We start from the raw sequence: 18,891 nt of genomic DNA, 5'->3' as shown, positions 1-18,891 counted from the left end.
CACTCTGTGTTGAGCCGCATCAAGATACTTCCGGCGAAAATGCGCTAAAGTGCGCGTTTACTCACTTGCCGCTGAAGAGATTGTCTATGTCACGAGGCATGAAGATTTACGCGTTTTTTATCGCCGCGCTCGCCCTCACCGTAATGGTAAATATCTTTTACGAGCCCTCAGAGGTTCGCGCATTGAATGCGGTGTTGAAGCAAGACGCCAAACTCAATAGCTACCACTACCGCTTTCGCGTTTTAGCGGTAAAAAATGGCGTCGCGGTAATGACTTCACCTCGCTCAGCAGATGTGCCAGTGCCCGTCATCATTAAGGTTATTGACCCTTCTTTGCAGAACGTCTCTGTCAGCGAAGAGCGTTTTTTTGAGGCTCAGCAAACCTTGGCCGACCTGCAAGCCTACGCCAGAGAGCAGGTTATGGCTCAGGAGGGCATCAGCCGCGTTATCTGGAAGCTTGACGAGGAGTGGCTGCTTAGCCACGGCGTTAAACTGCCCCACTAAAACCCTGCGCATCGAATCGTGCGCACACACCAGTAGCCTGAATATACTCGACTATACTGTTACTCGTTAGCATCGGTGGGCACGCCGTTTTTCCCACCATACCCAGTGACATTTATGCAGAGGAAGACATCATGTCGAAGAAAGCGAAAAAGAAAATCACCAGCCTGAAAAAAGCCATCAAGCAGCGTAAATCGAAAATCGCCAAGCACGAAGGCAAACTCGCCAAACTCAAGAAAAAGCTGAAGAAGGCGGCTTAGCAACAACAGATCAGGGGCGTAAAGCAGCCCCTACCATTGCGCCGTTTATGGCGCTGTCGGCTCGCAACAAAACACGGGGATATCTCGGTCAGTGCGCGCCTGGTATTCATCGAAATCGGGATATAAGCTAACTAAGTGAGGCCAGAGTTCCCGCTTGGTATCAGCGTCCACTTCTCGCGCCGTGTAGGCGAGTCGCTCGCGCCCAACTTGAATCGTAATCGCAGGGTTCGCCTTGATATTGTGATACCACAAAGGGTGCGATGCCATGCCTCCTTGGGAGGCGACCAGTAGCTTCTTGTCACCCAGCGGCAGATGGATCAGTGCGATCTCTCTGGCTTTACCCGTTTTTTTGCCCGTCATACCAACGAGACAAATGGGATAACCGCCGGGAAAGTTTTTCATCAACCTCCCGCCACTTTTCTTATACACCCAGACATTGAAACGGGTGTAGTGACGCATAACGGTCTTTATTGCGCCGGACCAGCTCTCTGGAATACTGGCCACATCCTCGCGCCGTGTTTTTACATAGTCGAATTTCATATTCTGCCTGCCCCTATTTTATTGTTATTGGCCATGGGTCTTTTCACCTCAGAGAGTCATCGGTGCAGCTCTTCCATCAATTGGTCTTTTTCCTTCCACAGTGCGCTAACCCATTGCTGGAACTCATAGCGGAAGTCCTCATCGTCGCTGTAGCTACGACCCAAGAATTCGCAGGGGATCTCTCGTTTCTGCACGCGAACCTTAACGTTATCCACCCGTCCGCAAAGGAAGTCGCCAAAGGACGGCTGTGTGTGGCCGGGATAAGCAATGGTAATATCGACTAAGGTTTTGACACTTGAGCCCATTGCTCCCACAACAAAACCGATGCCACCTGCCTTGGGCTTTAGCAGCCATTTATAAGGCGACTGCTGCGCGTCGTGTTTGGCAGGGGTATAGCGCGTACCTTCCAGGAAATTGAAGACCGACACGGGTAAATGCTCAAACTTCTCACAGGCGCGGCGGGTGCTTTCAAAGTCTTGGCCACGCTTTTCTGGGTGCTTTTCCAGGTATTCCTTGCTGTAGCGTTTCATAAACGGGAAGTCCAACGCCCACCAGCACAAGCCTATTACCGGCACCCAGATGAGCTCCTGCTTCAGAAAGAACTTGAGCATTGGAATTTTTCGATTCAGCAAATGCTGAAGAATAAAGATATCGGCCCAGGACTGATGATTAGAGGTCACCAGATACCACTGCTCCTTGTCGAGTTGCTCAATACCATCCACTTCCCACTGCATGCGCTGGGTTAAGCGCATCCACTGAGAGTTGATCGCGATCCACAATTCGGCAATCCACACCGCCGCCGCCGTGCAGCGGCGTTGAAAGCCTGCTAGCGGCACAAGAAAACGCAGTAGCGATACCACCATCAAAAACGGCGCCAGTACAATGGTATTCATGGCCAACAGGCACGCAGCGAGAAATCCCTTTACCACAGGCGGTAAAAAACCGAGCATCCGTCCTTCCCCTCTATTGTTGTCGTCACCCCAGCTATCACCCTAGTTGTCACTGGGTCGCGGCCGTATTTTAGGGTATCCCCGCGGGGGAAGGTAGCGCTGCTAACATCACCGACCTCGGCAAGCCCCTAGCTCTCCATCAATAACGCTCGCATTGCCACTGCCGCCGATGACAGCTGCTGTCGTCGGCGCCTGATAATACCCACTCTGCGCTCGATGCATCGCCCGCTTATCGGCTTACAGCAGGCGCCCAATTGATGCATCTGCTCCTCACACAACGCGGGTACTAGCGCCACCCCCAGACCAGCGGCCACCATTGCACCCACGGTAGTGAGCTGGAACGCCTCAAAGATCGCCGGGGGCGAAAGTGACTCCCTGGCAAAGGCATCTTCGGTCCAGCGGCGGGTGCTGGAGCCCCTGTTCAGGGTAATCACCGTATCGCCGAGCAGGTCTTTTATCCGCAGACGACTGCGCGTCAGTAAGGGGTGTGCCTCTGGGAATACCGCCACAAAGCGGTCGGTGAAAAGCGCTTCAAATTCCAGCCCTTCGCTATCGTCTGGCTCAAAGGCCACGCCAAGTTCAACACGGCCAGCGCGTACCGCTTCAATAAGCTCTTCCATCACAATATCGCGCACCGCGATATCAATATTGGGGAACTTCTGCCGGTAGGTCGTCAACACAGCAGGCAGGCGTGTGCTGGCAAACGAGGGCATTGCCGCGATGGTCAACTTGCCCTGTTGTAAGCTATACAAACGCTGCAAGTCGGTAAAGGCATCGGACCAGTCCCGCAGCAGGCGCTGAGCGGTTGGCAAAAATGCACTGCCCTCGGGGCTTAAACTCAGCGACCGGGTCGAGCGCAGAAACAGGCTTCCACCCACTTCATCCTCGAGGTTCTTCACCGCCATGCTCAGCGCCGGTTGCGATATATTCAATTGCTCGCATGCCTGCGCGAAGCTGCCTGTCTCGGCCACAGCGACGAAGGCGCGCAACTGCTTTACACTTACATTCATAAGAAAATATTATTAATTAATAATTATTATCAATTTGATAAAAATATCTCAACAAGGCAGTCTACGTCAATTACCCTATCACTCGCTCCAGCTATAGAGACATCGAATAATGAAAAACTGTCTTTGGGAACCTTCGGCGGCGCGCATTCAGCGCAGCCAATTGAGCCAATTCTTGCAGCAGCTCGACCGAGAGCAACAACGCCAGTTCGACAACTACGCCGACCTGCACCGCTGGTCGGTGGAGTCCCCCGAGGCTTTTTGGCAATCGGTGTGGGACTTTTGCGATATTCGCGCCTCACAAACGAGCAACCAGGTTCTGGTAGACGGGAACCAATTTCCCGGTGCGCGATGGTTTCCCGATGCTCGCCTGAATTTCGCTGAAAACTTGCTGCGTAACCGCAGTGATAAAACCGCACTGATTTCCCGGCTGGAGAACGGCCGGCGCGAGACGATCAGCTACGCCGGCCTCTACCAACGAGTCAGCCAGTTAGCCCAGGCGCTGCGCAATGCCGGTGTTGGTCGCGGCGACCGCGTTGCCGGCTTTATGCCTAATATCAGCGAAACCGTCATCGCCATGCTGGCGAGTGCCAGTATTGGCGCAGTCTGGTCATCGTGTTCCCCGGACTTTGGCATTAATGGCGTGATGGATCGCTTTGGCCAAATCCAACCCAAAGTACTGTTTGCCTGCGACGGCTATTTCTACGGCGGAAAAACCCTCGACAGCTTACCGCGCGTGTCGCAGATCAAGGCGCAGATCAGCAGCATAGAGACGCTGATCATTGTCCCCGTCAGCCGCACCGCCGAGGAAATATCGCTGCCCGAAGGGGCAACATTGTGGGCGGAGACACTCGCCGCGTATTCGCCGAACGATATTGAGTTCGAGCAGCTGCCCTTCGACCACCCGCTTTACATCATGTATTCGTCGGGCACCACCGGGGTACCGAAGTGCATCGTCCACAGCGCCGGCGGCAGCCTCATTCAGCACGTGAAGGAGCACCGCTTACACACCGATCTGGGCAGTGAGGACACGCTGTTTTACTTTTCCACCTGTGGCTGGATGATGTGGAACTGGCTGGTAAGCGGCCTCGCCTGCGAAGCAACCCTTGTACTATACGACGGCTCTCCCTTTTACCCACAGCCGCAATCGCTGATGGACATGGCCGACGAGGAAGGCATTTCTATTTTTGGCACCAGCGCCAAGTACATCGAAGCGCTGCAAAAAGCCGGGGTAAAGCCCGCTGAAAGCCATCAACTCAGCGCCTTAAAAGCCGTGTTATCAACCGGTTCGCCATTGTCCGACGAGAGCTTTCGCTATGTGTACCGGCACATTAAACAGGATATTTGCCTGTCATCGATTTCCGGCGGCACGGACATCCTGTCGTGCTTTGTTCTCGGCAACCCCTGCCTTCCCGTCTACGAGGGGGAGATTCAGTGTCTCGGCTTGGGTATGGCGGTAGAGGTTTGGGACGATGATGGCAACGCCGTAGTCGGTGAAAAGGGCGAAATGGTCTGCACTCGCCCCTTCCCCAGCGCCCCAATCAGGTTTTGGAATGACCCCGACAATGCCAAATACCGCGCGGCCTATTTCGACACCTACCCCAATGTCTGGGCCCACGGAGATTACGGCGAGATCACCGAACACGGCGGCATGATCATTCACGGCCGCTCCGACGCCGTGCTCAACCCCGGCGGCGTGCGCATTGGCACCGCGGAAATTTACCGCCAAGTTGAAAAGGTTGCCGACGTTGTCGACAGCATCTGCATCGGGCAACAATATCAAGGTGATGTGCGAGTTGTCCTATTTGTGGTGCTGCGTGAAGGCTGCACGCTGGACGACTCCCTGCGCAATACCATCCGCAATACCATTCGTCAGGAAACCACGCCGCGCCATGTACCGGCAAAAATTATCGCGGTGGCAGAAATTCCACGCACGATCAGCGGTAAGATTGTTGAGCTGGCGGTGCGCGATGTGGTTCATGGCAAAACCGTGAAAAACGTCGATGCTCTGGCCAACCCCGATGCGCTGGCCCTCTTCAAAGATTTGCCAGAACTCCAGTAACGCGGGGTCGCCCTCTACAAAATACCCGGAAATACCGCTTTGCGGTGTGCCGGGTAATTGTCGAAGGTCTGCCGATACCACTGGTGATTACTGAGAGCACGGGGAAGCAAGTTCGCCAAGGTCCACAATAGGAAAACAGCCCCCGCCGACGACCACGTTGCGAGCGCCCAACCACACCACACCATGATTTCTCCCAGGTAATTGGGACACGACACCCACTCATACAACCAGCCACGCGGTATTTTGTAACCGCTCTCTCCCGGCTTGCGCAGTGCGGCCAACATGGCATCGCTGCGACGATTGACGTAATAGCCGACGAAAAACAGCGCAACACCTAAGATCAAGCGCGGGTCAGTAAGCCATGCCGCAGTGTAATCCATCGCCAACGACGACCAGGACAGTATGCTGGCGTTGAGAAACGAAATCCCAAAGTTGGTGAACAGCGCGATCAGCGGCAGTAACAAGGGCGTTTTATCGCCCGGCTTAACGCTGCGCTTAAATGGGTAGATAAAACTGCGCTGGAAGTAATGCACCTGCCACAGCGCAAACAGTAATAGCGGCACGGGCTGCCAAGCGTTGTCACCCAGAAAATAGATCACCGCAAAGCCGATTGACGACGGCGCCTCCATGATCACCCATGCCACGCGCGTCGGTACTCCCGGCCCCCACCACCAAGCGCGATCCTCGGTATCGTGGCGACCATACGATGCCTTAATAAAAAACTGCAGTACCACAAATACCAACACCGACATTGCCGCGTAGGCCATTAGCAGGCCGTCGTGCCACTGTATAACCGTCATAACAACCTCACACCACATAAGTCTTCAGACTGGCACCACAGCTCCGCTGCCAACGCCTGATCCTGCGCTGCCGCCACCGCCGCCACCTTGGTGGGCGGGCCGCGAAATTCAAAGGGGCCGGCTGGGCCGATATAGTCACCACCGCTCACCGCTGGCGAGGTCGCCGCATACAGCGTTGGCCAGGCCCCCTGCTCTGCTGGCTGCGCCAAGATTCGATTCCCCAAATACGCAATCCACTCCCACAGACGGCGCCGCAACCCCGCCGGCGCATCGCTGGCATAGGCGACGTTGGTTGCCGCATAGCCCGGGTGGGCGGCAAGACTGAGGGCATCCATGCCCGCGGCGTCAAAGCGACGCTGTAACTCCAGTGCAAAACTCAGATTCGCTAATTTGGCGCGCCCGTATGCCGCGACTTTGGAGTAGGGCGTGTGCTGCCAATGCAGATCATTCATTAGCAACTGCCCCTTGCGCGCAGCGAGGCTGGAAACCGTGACCACCCTCGCCTGTGTCGCCGCGCGCAGTGCCGGCAACAGTTGCGCGGTAAGTGCAAAATGACCAAAGTGGCTGACAGCAAACACCATTTCGTGGCCGCGCGCATTGCGCAGCAGCGGCAGGCCCATCACCCCTGCATTGTTTACCAAACAGTCGAGTTGCCCATGTGTGGACAAAAACGCGTCGGCCGCAAGGGCAACTGAATCCAGGTCAGACAGCTCCATGGTTATCGCCGATAGCTGCGCGCCCGGCACAAGCTGCTGAATGCGCTGCAGCGTTTGGTTGGCCTTTTCCTGGCTGCGGCAACTGACGACGACCCGTGCTGAGCGCGCCGCCAACTGCACCGCCGTTTCAAAGCCGATGCCGCTATTCGCGCCAGTGATCAGCACAGTTTTGCCCGACAAGTCGGCAATTTCATTCGGGGTCCAGTGCGCCATGAATTCCTTTTCCTCTATAGTGGTAGCTTCAACGACGCGCGACATCTTAACCGGAGACTCCATTGGCACGCTCACACTGCGACGCATGCAACCGCCCAACGAAAACCTGCCTGTGCGACGTTATTGTCACGCGCAGCTGTGCATATGAGCTGATTATTCTACAAGACCCGAAAGAGGCACGGCATGCCCTCTCCTCGGCCCCATTACTGCAGCGCTCCATACAAGATAGTCGATTAGTCGTCGGCGAGTATTTTCAGCCCGAGGCCTTGTTGGGCCCAGACTGGCGCAAGCAATGCCTACTAATCTTTCCCGGCGAAAACCCGCTCAGCGCGGCGCAAGCACAGCTGCGCCAGTTCTCCCAGATACTGCTGCTCGATGGCAGCTGGCGGAAAGTACGGCGACTGCTGTACTTGAACCCCTGGCTCACAGAGCTGCCCTGCCTCGCTATTAGCCCTTCGGCGCCCAGCCAATACCGTATCCGAAAGTCGCCCCGAAGCGACGGCCTATCAACCATCGAGGCCGCGGTGGCCGCGCTGAATGCGCTTGACCACAGCGACAACTATAGCGACATCCTCGCCGCCTTCGATCAAATGATCGATTACCAAATTGCCGCCATGGGCGCCGCCACCTTTCGCAAAAACTATCCCGCCTAACCTCGTCTAACCCCGCCTATTTTTGTCTGTGCACGCCTTGTATGGCGAGCGTGGCGTCGACGCCGCGACGTTGACTTATGTAACGCGATTATATATCTTGCCGAGCAACTTATGTAAACCAGTTACAAAAAATAACGAGACATTATGCAGTCGCACTGTTCACAAGCTCGCCGTAAAGGCAAAGGCCTCGCCCGATGAAAGTACTGGTAACAGGGGCGTTTGGTAACCTGGGGCAATTGGTGGTGGAACAGCTATTGGCCGACGGCCATCAGCTGCGCTGCTGCGACCTGGATGCGCCACGACAGCGGCAATTAGCCAAACCCTATCAAGCACGCTGTGAAATCCTGCTGGGCGATATCACTGATAGCACCCAGCACGCGGCGCTAGTCGACGACATGGATGCCATCGTCCACCTCGCCTCAATGCTGCCCCCCTTAACCGAGCGTGCACCCGCTGTCGCTCATCGGGTAAACGTCGACGCTAGCTGTTCACTTATCGACCAGGCGCAAGCGCAGTCGCGGGCCCCGCTGTTTATCTTTCCATCGTCGGTAACCGTGTTCGGACACTCACAACGCCAGGCGCCACTGCGCCATTGTGCAGACCCGGTGATCGCCACTGACCAATACACCGAGCACAAGCTGGCAGTTGAGCAATACCTTCAGCAATCGGCTATTCCCTGGGTGATTATGCGAGTGGGGGTCTCGGTAGATGCTCGCACCACGCGAACAGAGCGCGAGGTACTTCGACAGCTGCTGGCGATTCACCCTGACACGCCGCTGGAATACATTCACCCCCGCGATGTCGCGCTAGCGATTAGTCGAGCACTGAGCTGCCCCGCCGCTCAAGCCAAAACACTTTTACTCGGTGGCGGGGAACGCTGCCAAATCAATCAACGGCAATTCATCAATACCGCGTTTCAAGCGCTGGGATTGCCACTACCAGAGGGTATTCACGGACAGGCAAATTTCTACACCCATTGGATGGATACGCGCGAGTCCCAGGCACTGCTGAATTATCAACGGCACAGCTTCGAAGACTACCAGCAGGAAATGCACACGCTCTTTGCCAGCGTCAGGCGTCTACTCTGGCCACTTCGGCCGATATTGCGGCCGCTTCTGCCAACGGTGCTCAAGCAACTTTAACCCTTAAACCTATGCAGATAATGATAAAGGTGTGTTCTATGAAAACGCAGAAAAACCACCGCCTTCCTCTCACACTGGCAGGACTCATGGCGGCAACCCTGCCCCCCGCCGTGGCGGCGAACCAAGGCAGCTCCGCGGGCGTGATTGAAGAAGTGATCGTCACCGCGCGAAAACGCGCTGAGAGCATTCAGGAAACGCCGGTCGCCGTCACCGCGATCACCGGGGACTCGCTACGTGAGCAGGGCATACTCGGCGCTCAGGAGTTGAGTAAGTCGGTGCCCAGCCTGCAAATCAATAACAGCACATCGCCACAAATTTTTATTCGCGGCATCGGCCAGCGAGCGCCCTTTGCGCGCTTCGACCCGTCAGTGAGTGTCTATTTAGACGGTATTTTCATCCCACGTCCGGATGGCCAGCTCTTGGATACCATCGATGTAGACAGCGTTCAGGTTCTGCGTGGGCCGCAGGGAACGCTGTTCGGTAAGAACAATACCGGGGGTGCCCTGGTCTTCACCCTGACAAAACCGGGAGAAGAATTCGGCGGCTATATTGAGGGCAGTCTCGGTAACTACAATGAGCAGCGCCTGCAGGCCGCGGTCGACTTACCCATCAATGATGAATTGCTGACCCGCATATCGGTAAACACCCGCCGCCGCGACGGCTTCCTGAAGGACGCCACCGGCCGGGAAAATCAGTCGATCGATCGGCTGTCTGCCATTTTCCAAACGCGCTGGCTGGCAAGCGATGATTTAACCATCGACGGTTTTGCCTTTGTCGGCCGCACGCGGGAAAACTTTCCGTCTTACCACTGCCGCATTATTAATGACGATGCCCTGTTTGTAGACGGCCTCGGGATACTCTGGCCGGGTGATACCGACCCAAATAACCCCAGCGCCTATCGCGACAACTGCGCCGCGAACGCCCGCGAATCCCAGAAGGATTTGCATACCAACCAAGGCGACAGCCAGCGACAGCATAAGGATCAGGATGAACTCATGCTGGGCCTGACCTTCGACTACCAGTTCAATGCCGACCACAGCATGAAGTCGATCATCGGCTATCGGGATGCCACCAAATACAACCCTCAGACAACCGCAGACGAAGGCGGCCCTGCTGAGTTTTTGCGGGCAGATTTGCTGGACGACAGCCTTCAGGAATCCCTCACTTTCGAGCTGCAATTTAACGGCGTGTTGTTCGATAGCGTCGACTATGCCGCCGGTATTTTCTGGCAGGACGAGTACAAATCGGAGCGCTTTAACACCGCCAACCCGCTCGTTGGCTCTGAACCCATTGATTTTCTCGGGCTCGCTGCCGGACAGGCCGGGTTAGACCTGGACATGCTCACCGACCTTCTCAGTGGTATTACTGGCCTCATTCCCGGTGGCACTGTGCCGCTCGTGGCCGCCGCTCTGCCATTGGCCACCGTTCAAGACTTTGACATCGACGGAGAAACCTTCGCCGCCTTTACACAGGCAACATGGCATATCACCGATCACCTAGAACTGACGGTAGGTGGCCGTTACACCGAAGAAACCCGCGATTCCTATCTGGTAACCCGCAGCGCCGACCTGGCGGAAGTAACCTCTATTGTGTCCAGCGCCGATCCGCGCTTTGTGCCGCTTTTACCGTCCATGGGGGCGATGGCCTTCCTGGGCCGGTGGTCACAGGACCCGCTCAGCATTGCCAACAATATTCTGCGCGAGCGCTTCCCCGGCGATATTCGGGCACCACTGGGCGACGCCAAGATTGATGAAAGAGAGGATACTTTCCGTCAATTCACGCCCATGGCATCGGCCGCGTATATTTTCCCTGAAGAACTGCTCGACGGCAGCCTGATTAATTCAGCAATGGTCTATGCGACGTGGAGCAACGGCTTTAAATCCGGCTTTCAGGAGCCCTTTGGTTTAGACGGCCTCAGCGTGGTCGAACCCGAGGAACTGGAGAACCGCGAAGTGGGGATAAAAATTGACGCCCTGGAGCGCTCCTTGCGCGTGAATCTGGCGGCCTACTCAATGACCTTCCAAAATATGCATTTGATCACGGTAAACGTCGACTCGAACAACACCCTGGTAGTCGGGTCACAAAATGCTGGCGAATCGCTGATCGAGGGTGCCGAGCTGGAAGTCATGTGGTTCCCGTCGATGAACACCATGGTGAACTTCACCTACAGCAACAATAACTATCGCTACGAAGAGTTCATGGACAACGACTTGAAGTCGCTGGCGTTGCGTGGCGAATTCGTTCCCATCGACCGTTCTGACGAAGAATTTGCAGTATCGCCGGAAGAAACAGCGGCACTGGGTATCCAGTACACGCTCAATACCGAGTTCGGCCGCTTCGTGCCGCGACTAGACGCCAGCTATAAGAGCGATATTTACCTCGGCCTGGACCGAGGCGCGTGGGAGGCGTCAAAACGCAAGGAAGCACTCACGTATGCCGATGCCTATGTGCTCTTCGACGCGCGCCTGAGCTGGAGCAACGACGCCGATGACCTGAGCATTGCCGCCTACGTGAAAAACCTGACCGACGAGCGCTACGACATTGGTGCGGTAGCCGCCGGCGACAGTATCGGCACACTCACTACCGTGCTCGGCGACCCGCGCACCTACGGCATAGAACTTCGTAAAACCTTCTAACCTTCCTGTCATTCGGCAGTGTTCGGCCCACCCTCCGGCCACTGCCCTTTTTTTACGAGCGAATTGATGAACCCTTTTACAGCTAAAACGGCCTTGATCACTGGTGCCGCCGGTGGCCTCGGCAGTGCGCTGGCGGCGCTTCTGGCCAGTAAAGGCTGCCACCTCGCACTGGTTGATATCAACGGTGACGCACTCAAACAGTTAGCGGATTCACTGGAGGGACAAGGTGTCACAATTTCTTGTCACACCGCCGACCTCTGCGACCGCCATCAGCTGATTGATCTAGTCGATGCACTGAAAGAGCAGTACACATCGATTGATATTCTGATAAACAACGCAGGGATAACTCTGCAGAAGAGTACTGAAAACCACCGCCAAACGGATTGGGAAAAGGTCTTCCAACTGAATTTTTTTAGTGCTGTGTTTCTCAGTCGAGAATTGCTGCCGCTGCTCAGAAACAGCGGGCAAGGACACATCGTCAATCTTTCTAGCATGGCAGCATTCTTCGGCCTTCCCAGCCAGTGTTCGTACAGCAGTAGCAAAGCGGCCCTGCAAAAATTCAGTGACTCGTTACGCGCGGAACTGAGTGGCGAGGGAATCGGCGTCAGCTGTATTCATCCGGGAGCCATTAAGACCGATATGATTCTGGCCACACTCAAAGAATCGGACGATGTACAGCAGGCAGAGAAAAATATGCGACTGGCGCAGCGCGTTGGAGTGAGTGCACACTACGCCGCGCAGCGCATTGTAGGCGCGATAGAGCGTAACAAGCGCAGTATTTGTATTGGCGTCGACGCGAGGGTATTTAAAATTGTCAGCGGCGCATTTCCCGGCCTGTTATCACAGCTGCTGGCAAAAACATTTGCTCGCCTGAGCTAAGCGACAGGTCGCTTAGCAGCGGTGCAGGGCCGCGCTACCTATCATGGCATTTTCCACAATGCCAATGCGGTCCTGCCCCCATAGCACTAACTCGCCATAGCGAAAACTCGGCACGCCCCAGCAACCCATGGCATACATCTCTTCCAGGTTTTTTTGCACCGCGCCCCGCCAGTGTTCATTGCCGAGTTGTTGTCGCGCCGCCTCCCAATCCAAACCACAGCGCTGAATAATGCGCTTCAATCCTCGATCGCTGGCGGCATCAATACCTTGAGCATTTACGCCGCGGGCAAAACTGAGCAAAAACGGTAGCAAGCGTCCGCTAGACTCCGCGTAGTCACAAAGTGCATAGCAACGCTCCACGGCATCGCCCAGCGGGTCGGCAACAAAACCGTACTCCAGGCCCTGCTTTTCCGCCTCCCGAACCGTGTCATGAAAAATATACATTTTCTTGTCAGGAGGTACAGGCATCCCGCGCATCATCATCGGCAGCACCGGCTTCACCTCAAGCGCGATGCCGTAGTGCTCACTCAGCTGCGCCGCCTTCTCTAGCGCCAAGTATGAATAGGGGCTGCGTGCAGACCAATAGAGCACTAAGGGTAGATCGGGATCGACAACATCGGCGCGCTCACCGCGACAAAAACCGCTGTAGCTGCGCGTATACACCGCCTTTTCATCCGACCGCTTTGCACCGCCTTCAGCAATAAGCCGCCGTTCAAGGTGATCCAGCCGGTCCACGCCCCAATACCATTCCGGCGCACAGTAAATCATCGCCCCAGCGTAATGCCCCAGCGTTTGTAAGCGTTGAGAGTTTTCCGCCAGGCACTGACGGGCCCAGGAATCCAACGCGAGTAATTGCGTCGGCATCCGTCCCTGCCAGAGCGCCGCCAGCAGGCCGCGCGCTTGCCGCGGAAAATCGTCTACGGGTAACGATAGAAGGGATACCGCCGTATGGTCGATAGCGGCCTGCTCTAACGCGGGCAATTGTGAGGGAAAGTCTAAGTTGTATAGCCTGGCAAGATGTTCAGCGTCGCGACAGGCATACTCCCGCCACATGGTTTTTTCCGGGTACATGTCCTCGGGCGACTCGACGATCACCCACCACTTTACCTCGACATTAAAGCGCGAGCAGACATCGTCCATTACCTGCAATAGTAAATAGCTGTAGGGGTCATCAACGCGAATGAACACATCGAGCGTATGCGGCCTACCTGCCAAACGCCGCTTCGCGCTGTGGTAGCCCCGCCGCAAGGAAAGTAAGGACGTACTTGAAAGCACCCGGGCAAGGTGGGGCATTAGCGGGTTCATGTCACGACTCGGCTTGCTGAGCTAGCGGAAATTGCACGCCACAGACGCGGTTGCGGCCAGATTGCTTGGCAAGATACAACTGCTCATCGGCAATTTTGAGCAGGTCCGGCGGCTCCAGTGCATCGCACTCGGCGGTGGTGGCAACCCCGAGACTCACCGTTACCGTTGCCGCCGTTTTCGATTCAACGTGGGGGATCGCCAGCCCTTCAACGGCCTGACGCAATTTTTCGGCAATATGTTTGGCGCCCTCCAGGTCGGTATCCGGTAACAGGCAGACAAATTCCTCACCGCCGAAACGGGCGAGCATATCGCGTCCGCGCTCAACACTGGAAGCCAACGCCGATGCTATTGCCTTCAAACACTGGTCACCGTCCAAGTGGCCATAGTGGTCGTTGTAGAGTTTGAAGTGATCAACATCAACCATCAGCAACGAAAGGGGCGACCCTGAACGGCGACATGCCCGCCACTCGGCATCCAGCCGCTCATCGAAAATGCGTCGATTGGGCACGCCGGTCAAACCATCCAGGGAAGCAAGCATGCGCAGCGCATCGGTTTGCGCTTTCAGTGTGAGCTGCGTTTTTACCCGAGCTCTAACCACTGCGGGGTTTACTGGCTTGCTAATAAAGTCGACAGCCCCCACCTCCAGGCCGTGGGTCTCCTCTTCGGGGCTATTTTGCGAGGTCACAAAAATCACAGGAATGTCGGCGGTATCGGCATCCTCTTTCAAGCGTTGGCAGGTTTCCAGGCCATCCATACCCGGCATGATCACGTCCAGCAATACCAGATCGGGCTGTTTGTCTCGACACAGCGCCAGCGCTTGCTCGCCACTCGTCGCCATGAACACTTCGTGATCGTCAGCGAAAATCTGATAGAGGGTCTGGATATTCACCGGCTGGTCGTCGACGAGCAGTAGCTTTGGCAGCGACCGCAACATCGGCTTCACCCAGTCGAGTGCCTTTTCCGTCATTGTTTACAGCTCCGTATTACTGTTTTGTGCGTCGAGCTCTGCCTTAACACGCTCCAGCGCAGCAAGGGCGCCGGCAAAATCGAGACTCGCTATGGATTCCGCCAGTATCTCGGCTCCGGCGACCGCTGCCAAGCCCCCTTCCGCGCGGAGCGTATCGTGCACGGCCATCGCGCGCATATTACTGTCACGAAGGAGGGCTTCTAGCTCCTCACAACCCTTGAGTAGCTGCGCGGCATCCACCTTGGTATGCCCTTCATCGCCTGCACTGGGCGCGGGCGTCAACTGGTTCGCCAACTCACTAAAAACGGCACACGCGCGTTTTAATTCAGCGTCTGCACGCTGAAGATCCTCAGCAAGGGCATCGGCACTTGCCCCCTGTTTACAAGCATCCTCAAGATCACCCAACATCTGCGCCAGCGCCGAAGCCCCCAGTGTGGCGGCAACACCGCGCACAGTATGCAATTCACGAGTCGCCAGCGGCGCGTTATTTCCACGCAGGCTTTTTTCAACCAGTTTGAGATCGCCGCAATGCCTGTCGGCAAATCGTCGCGCCTGTGCGACCAGCAAGCCGCGATTATTCCCCATGCGCAGCAAGGCTTCCTTAAAATTGAAGCCCTCCGGTGACGCTGGCAAATCGGGCTCGACACGCTCAACCACAACTGACTCATCGGCCACTGCTTCTCGCCCCGCGGCCTTTAACACGGCATCAACCAATTCAGACAGCTCAAAAGGCTTGCCTACATGATCATTCATTCCTGCGTCTAAGCAGGCCTTGCGATCAGATGGCAGGGCGTTGGCGGTCATCGCGATGATGGGCAAATCTACCAGACCCATTTCCTGACGAATCTTCCTGGTCGCTGTCAGGCCGTCCATCTCAGGCATTTGCAAATCCATCAATACAGCATCAAAGGGCGATGCACTCGTGCGTATTTGCTCCAGCGCCTCCAAGCCGTTTTCAGCCAACTCGATCTCAGCGCCCTCCAATGCCAGCAGCTCCCGCGCCACTTGTTGGTTGGTGAGATTGTCCTCCACTAATAACAGGCGCATACCTGCCAGCGAACCCTTCGCCACTGGACTGACAACCTGGTTCTTGTCGCTGTCATCCACCTCGGAGACTGCCTCTACCGGCTTCGGCTCCGCCCTCGCCGGCAAGCTCGGTGCCACAGCATGTGTCAGCGCTTCGCTAACCGCATTGAAAATATCTGAGGCGGTTACCGGCTTCATCAAAAAACCATCCATCGGGCTGCCGCCCTCGCGTTCTTCCTGCGCGTATACATCTTTCGCGTGGGCGGTCACCATCACCAGTTTTGGACAGCGCTCATCCTGTTCGCGGCGGATCGCCTCAGCGGTTTGCCAGCCGTTCATGCCCGGCATCATCCAATCGATAAACACGACATCGTATGGCGCCGAGGCAGAGCGGATTTTTTCCACGCCGGACTCGCCATCCGCCGCTTCGTCGCAGTGCCAGCCCATCGACTCGCAACTGGTAGAGATGATCTGTCGCGCGTTGGCGTTGTCATCAATACACAGTATACGAAGACCCTGTAAACCCTGAGAGAGTTCACGCGCACGCGGTGCCGAGCGCTCTGCCCCTTCGACATTTTCTAACAACAGGCTAAATGAAAACGTACTGCCGCGGCCTTCCTCGCTGTCGACTTCGAGTTCACCACCCATCATGCGGATCAAGCGCTGACAGATCACCAGGCCGAGCCCCGTGCCGCCATATCGACGGGTCGTTCCCGCCTCGGCCTGAGAGAAAGACTGAAAAATGCGCTGCTGCTGTTCAACCGACATGCCAATACCGGTGTCGCGAACGCTGAAACCCAAAACAATGCGCTGGCGCTGCTGGTGCTGCACCACCACACTGATCATCACTTCGCCGCTATCGGTGAACTTCACGGCATTCCCGGCGAGATTGATAAGCACCTGCTTGATACGCAGGGCATCACCACACACCTGACTGGGAATGGCCGGGTCCACATTGAAGAGTATTTCCAGTTGTTTTTCGTCAACATTCATACTCAGAATATTGGCGATATCGCGCAAGACCTCGTCCACGCTAAAGGGGTGAGGGTCCAGCAACAGCTTACCGGCCTCGATTTTGGAGAAATCCAGAATATCGTTGATGATCCCCAGCAAGGCCTCGGCAGCGCCACTGGCCTTTTGCACATAATCGCGCTGCCTTGCATTGAGGCCGGTATGATCCAATAGGTTTAGCATCCCCAGCACCGCATTCATCGGTGTGCGAATTTCATGGCTCATATTGGCGAGGAATTCGCTCTTTGCTTTGCTGGCGTCCTCCGCCACCGCCCTGGCGTGCTCCAGCTCGCGCTGTTCTTGCTTGCGGGTGGTTAAGTCCACGGCCACGCTGAGGAAGCCCAGTACATCCCCCTCGTCGCTGAGCATCGATACGGTTTTTAATAACACTGGGAACTCTTGCCCATCCCGTCGACGAAATACCCACTCTCGTTCATCGCTGAAACCCGCCTTTAAAAGCGAATAGGTATCGAGCTCACCGCCCTGTTCAATCGCCTTTTCACGCAGGGCCTGGTTAAATTCGTCGCCGACAAAGAAGCTGTTGATATAGCGCTGGCCTACCACCTCTTCTTGGCGATAGCCGAGCATTTTTTCCGCAGCGGAATTAAACAGGGTGATTTTGCCCCTGGGGTCGCTGGCGATAATTCCGTAGCCGGCCTTTTCAAGAATTGCCCGCTGAGTTGCCAAGGTCTCACTCAGGTCCTTGGTACGCTGGGCCACCACCTCTTCAAGGGACTCATTGAGCTGGCGCAATTTGCTGCGCGATTCCTTCTCCTGGCTGATATCCCGGACGATCATCGCCGCGCTGGTTATTTTACCCGCGACCTTCACAGGCGAGACATTAATAGCGACCTCAATACGGTTACCCGATTTATCTTTCCGGTGCGTTTCCACATGCGGCACAGGCACACCCGCGCGCATCTGCTTTAGAAAAAGCTGCTCTTCATCTCTGCAGTCATCCGGCAAAATCAGTGACGCCGTCGTCTTCCCTACCACCTCGTCTTCGCGATAGCCGAACAGCAACTCTGCCGCTGCGTTCCAGCTAATCACCACGCCATCCAGACTGACCGCGATCACGGCATCGTTACTGCCATCGATAATCGCGACTCGCTCCGCATTTCGCTCAATGGCTTCGTCGCGTCGGCGCATATTCACAACGAACTGAAGAAGTAATATGAAGGTGATCAGCGTAAAGCACACAAAAACCGCCGCATTAAAACGCAGCATGCGAAATACGGCATCATCAACCAGCGCTTGATCTGCGGCGACAACCAACGTGACCCAATGGCGGTCATCGTAGGTCAATCGCTGTTTCAGTGAGTACCAAGTGGCTTCCCCACCGCGCTCACGATAGGGCCTCAGGCCATCGGCCATCGGCGCATCGAAGGCCTGCCCCCACTGATAGGACGGCCCAAGTTCGTAGGCCAGGGTTTTTTCACTGTAGGGATGCAACAAAAAATGCTGCTCTTCATCGAGGAGGTAAACTCGGTAGCCCTGGGGCAGATCTTCCCGGATCAATCGCTGGCTATAGCTAAAATCCAGATTCATCACGACCACGCCAAACAGACGCTGTTGCGCGTCGAAAACCGGCGTTGCTATTCGCAGCGTGGGCCAAAGTGGGCGCTCGATCTTCCCGCGCTCGCGGTTAAAATTAACCCGCGAAAAATACACCTCGCCTTCATTGAGCTTGCTAGATTCTTTAACGTAGTCACTATGGCCTTTTTGCTGCAACTGAGACTGGGGAATAATTTGAACGGACTCGCCATCACTGTCGACGCGCACTAATTCCCGCCCACCGTCATCCATTCCGATAAAGCGCAGCTGACGTACCTCACCGCGGCTGTACATGTAGGCACTAAAAATCTCTTGTAAGCGCTGCTGCCAGTCTTGCAGGTTGCTGCGAGTGTCGGGATCCTCCCCGGAATTTTCCGAGGCGCGCATAATGCCAGAGATGGGCGGCGTGTTAGCCAGGAAAAGCGTGTCGCTTTCGTACTGGCCTATGTGGTTATCCAGCGCTCGCGCGCGAGCATCGAGAAGGCTGCTCAACACCTCGCCAACCGCCGACACTTCCTGTTGATAGGCACGACGCTCCGCCAGCGGAAACATCACAATAAATACACAGAGGAAGACCAGCAGCACACCGGCGAGTAATCGCGGGCCAAGCGTGTTGTAGATGTCCTTCAAGCGCTTAAAAATCAACATGCATCCTTTTGATATCGCGTTT

General features: G+C 55.9%; 15 protein-coding genes. 7 read left to right on the top strand and 8 right to left on the bottom strand.

The features are described 5' to 3' along the window. Positions 1-86: 86 nt before the first annotated feature. On the top strand, positions 87-503 hold the full coding sequence (locus B3K78_RS04395; protein ID WP_286694460.1) for a hypothetical protein: 417 nt from the start codon (positions 87-89) through the stop codon (positions 501-503). Between the two features lie 131 nt (positions 504-634). Further along, positions 635-760, top strand: a complete 126-nt coding sequence (locus tag B3K78_RS04390; protein WP_275587302.1) for a hypothetical protein — start codon at positions 635-637, stop codon at positions 758-760. Between the two features lie 45 nt (positions 761-805). Here B3K78_RS04390 and B3K78_RS04385 read toward each other — a convergent pair whose 3' ends face one another. The 3 genes from B3K78_RS04385 to B3K78_RS04375 form a co-directional block, all read right to left on the bottom strand. Beyond that, a complete protein-coding gene (locus B3K78_RS04385; RefSeq protein WP_204995226.1) occupies positions 806-1,300 on the bottom strand; it encodes a nitroreductase family deazaflavin-dependent oxidoreductase in 495 nt (164 codons plus the stop codon). 56 nt (positions 1,301-1,356) lie between these two features. Beyond that, complete coding sequence (yihG, locus tag B3K78_RS04380; RefSeq protein WP_286694459.1) at positions 1,357-2,250, bottom strand: 1-acylglycerol-3-phosphate O-acyltransferase, YihG family; 894 nt, start codon at positions 2,248-2,250, stop codon at positions 1,357-1,359. 128 nt (positions 2,251-2,378) lie between these two features. Further along, positions 2,379-3,260: a LysR family transcriptional regulator gene (locus tag B3K78_RS04375; RefSeq protein ID WP_286694458.1), complete on the bottom strand. Its 882-nt coding sequence runs from the start codon at positions 3,258-3,260 to the stop codon at positions 2,379-2,381. Between the two features lie 109 nt (positions 3,261-3,369). Here B3K78_RS04375 and B3K78_RS04370 point away from each other — a divergent pair, with 109 nt between their 5' ends. After that, complete coding sequence (locus B3K78_RS04370; protein ID WP_286694457.1) at positions 3,370-5,319, top strand: acetoacetate--CoA ligase; 1,950 nt, start codon at positions 3,370-3,372, stop codon at positions 5,317-5,319. 14 nt (positions 5,320-5,333) lie between these two features. Here B3K78_RS04370 and B3K78_RS04365 read toward each other — a convergent pair whose 3' ends face one another. Further along, a complete protein-coding gene (locus tag B3K78_RS04365) occupies positions 5,334-6,119 on the bottom strand; it encodes a DUF1295 domain-containing protein (RefSeq protein ID WP_286694456.1) in 786 nt (261 codons plus the stop codon). Then, entirely contained in the window at positions 6,116-7,048 is a 933-nt protein-coding gene (locus tag B3K78_RS04360) for an oxidoreductase (protein WP_286694455.1), read from the bottom strand. The genes B3K78_RS04365 and B3K78_RS04360 overlap by 4 nt, the downstream gene beginning before the upstream one ends. A gap of 62 nt (positions 7,049-7,110) precedes the next feature. On the opposite strand from B3K78_RS04360, the gene B3K78_RS04355 reads away from it, so the two are divergent. From B3K78_RS04355 to B3K78_RS04340, 4 genes are all read left to right on the top strand, one after another. Then, the gene (locus tag B3K78_RS04355) at positions 7,111-7,701 is read left to right on the top strand and encodes a tRNA-uridine aminocarboxypropyltransferase (RefSeq protein ID WP_286694454.1); all 591 of its coding nucleotides are present in this window, start codon (positions 7,111-7,113) and stop codon (positions 7,699-7,701) included. 194 nt (positions 7,702-7,895) lie between these two features. After that, positions 7,896-8,843: an NAD-dependent epimerase/dehydratase family protein gene (locus B3K78_RS04350; RefSeq protein ID WP_286694453.1), complete on the top strand. Its 948-nt coding sequence runs from the start codon at positions 7,896-7,898 to the stop codon at positions 8,841-8,843. A gap of 38 nt (positions 8,844-8,881) precedes the next feature. Further along, the gene (locus tag B3K78_RS04345) at positions 8,882-11,479 is read left to right on the top strand and encodes a TonB-dependent receptor (RefSeq protein ID WP_286694452.1); all 2,598 of its coding nucleotides are present in this window, start codon (positions 8,882-8,884) and stop codon (positions 11,477-11,479) included. Positions 11,480-11,545: 66 nt separating this feature from the next. Then, the gene (locus tag B3K78_RS04340) at positions 11,546-12,358 is read left to right on the top strand and encodes an SDR family NAD(P)-dependent oxidoreductase (protein WP_286694451.1); all 813 of its coding nucleotides are present in this window, start codon (positions 11,546-11,548) and stop codon (positions 12,356-12,358) included. A gap of 12 nt (positions 12,359-12,370) precedes the next feature. On the opposite strand, the gene B3K78_RS04335 is transcribed toward B3K78_RS04340, so the two are convergent. The 3 genes from B3K78_RS04335 to B3K78_RS04325 are packed head-to-tail and all read right to left on the bottom strand — an operon-like array spanning position 12,371 to position 18,869. Then, positions 12,371-13,663, bottom strand: coding sequence for a DsbA family protein (locus B3K78_RS04335; protein WP_286694450.1), 1,293 nt, complete (start codon positions 13,661-13,663; stop codon positions 12,371-12,373). Position 13,664: 1 nt separating this feature from the next. Next, positions 13,665-14,630, bottom strand: a complete 966-nt coding sequence (locus B3K78_RS04330; RefSeq protein WP_204995215.1) for a diguanylate cyclase — start codon at positions 14,628-14,630, stop codon at positions 13,665-13,667. A 3-nt stretch (positions 14,631-14,633) separates the two neighbouring features. Beyond that, positions 14,634-18,869 (bottom strand): response regulator, encoded by a 4,236-nt coding sequence (locus B3K78_RS04325; RefSeq protein ID WP_286694449.1) that lies wholly within the window; start codon positions 18,867-18,869, stop codon positions 14,634-14,636. Positions 18,870-18,891 lie beyond the last annotated feature (22 nt).

The sequence above is a fragment of the Spongiibacter sp. UBA1325 genome (genome assembly GCF_002306875.1).
In the GTDB taxonomy this organism is placed as follows: domain Bacteria; phylum Pseudomonadota; class Gammaproteobacteria; order Pseudomonadales; family Spongiibacteraceae; genus Spongiibacter; species Spongiibacter marinus.
The sequence above is the reverse complement of the archived record's forward strand: the minus strand, read 5'-3'. Positions and strand labels throughout refer to the sequence as shown.

Excerpts from the sequence above, each read along its gene's own strand:
- B3K78_RS04395 (WP_286694460.1), top strand. The coding sequence starts at position 87 with ATGTCACGAGGCATGAAGATTTACGCGTTTTTTATCGCCGCGCTCGCC.
- B3K78_RS04390 (WP_275587302.1), top strand. The coding sequence starts at position 635 with ATGTCGAAGAAAGCGAAAAAGAAAATCACCAGCCTGAAAAAAGCCATC.
- B3K78_RS04385 (WP_204995226.1), bottom strand. The coding sequence starts at position 1,300 with ATGAAATTCGACTATGTAAAAACACGGCGCGAGGATGTGGCCAGTATT.
- yihG (WP_286694459.1), bottom strand. The coding sequence starts at position 2,250 with ATGCTCGGTTTTTTACCGCCTGTGGTAAAGGGATTTCTCGCTGCGTGC.
- B3K78_RS04375 (WP_286694458.1), bottom strand. The coding sequence starts at position 3,260 with ATGAATGTAAGTGTAAAGCAGTTGCGCGCCTTCGTCGCTGTGGCCGAG.
- B3K78_RS04370 (WP_286694457.1), top strand. The coding sequence starts at position 3,370 with ATGAAAAACTGTCTTTGGGAACCTTCGGCGGCGCGCATTCAGCGCAGC.
- B3K78_RS04365 (WP_286694456.1), bottom strand. The coding sequence starts at position 6,119 with ATGACGGTTATACAGTGGCACGACGGCCTGCTAATGGCCTACGCGGCA.
- B3K78_RS04360 (WP_286694455.1), bottom strand. The coding sequence starts at position 7,048 with ATGGCGCACTGGACCCCGAATGAAATTGCCGACTTGTCGGGCAAAACT.
- B3K78_RS04350 (WP_286694453.1), top strand. The coding sequence starts at position 7,896 with ATGAAAGTACTGGTAACAGGGGCGTTTGGTAACCTGGGGCAATTGGTG.
- B3K78_RS04345 (WP_286694452.1), top strand. The coding sequence starts at position 8,882 with ATGAAAACGCAGAAAAACCACCGCCTTCCTCTCACACTGGCAGGACTC.
- B3K78_RS04340 (WP_286694451.1), top strand. The coding sequence starts at position 11,546 with ATGAACCCTTTTACAGCTAAAACGGCCTTGATCACTGGTGCCGCCGGT.
- B3K78_RS04335 (WP_286694450.1), bottom strand. The coding sequence starts at position 13,663 with ATGAACCCGCTAATGCCCCACCTTGCCCGGGTGCTTTCAAGTACGTCC.
- B3K78_RS04330 (WP_204995215.1), bottom strand. The coding sequence starts at position 14,630 with ATGACGGAAAAGGCACTCGACTGGGTGAAGCCGATGTTGCGGTCGCTG.
- B3K78_RS04325 (WP_286694449.1), bottom strand. The coding sequence starts at position 18,869 with ATGTTGATTTTTAAGCGCTTGAAGGACATCTACAACACGCTTGGCCCG.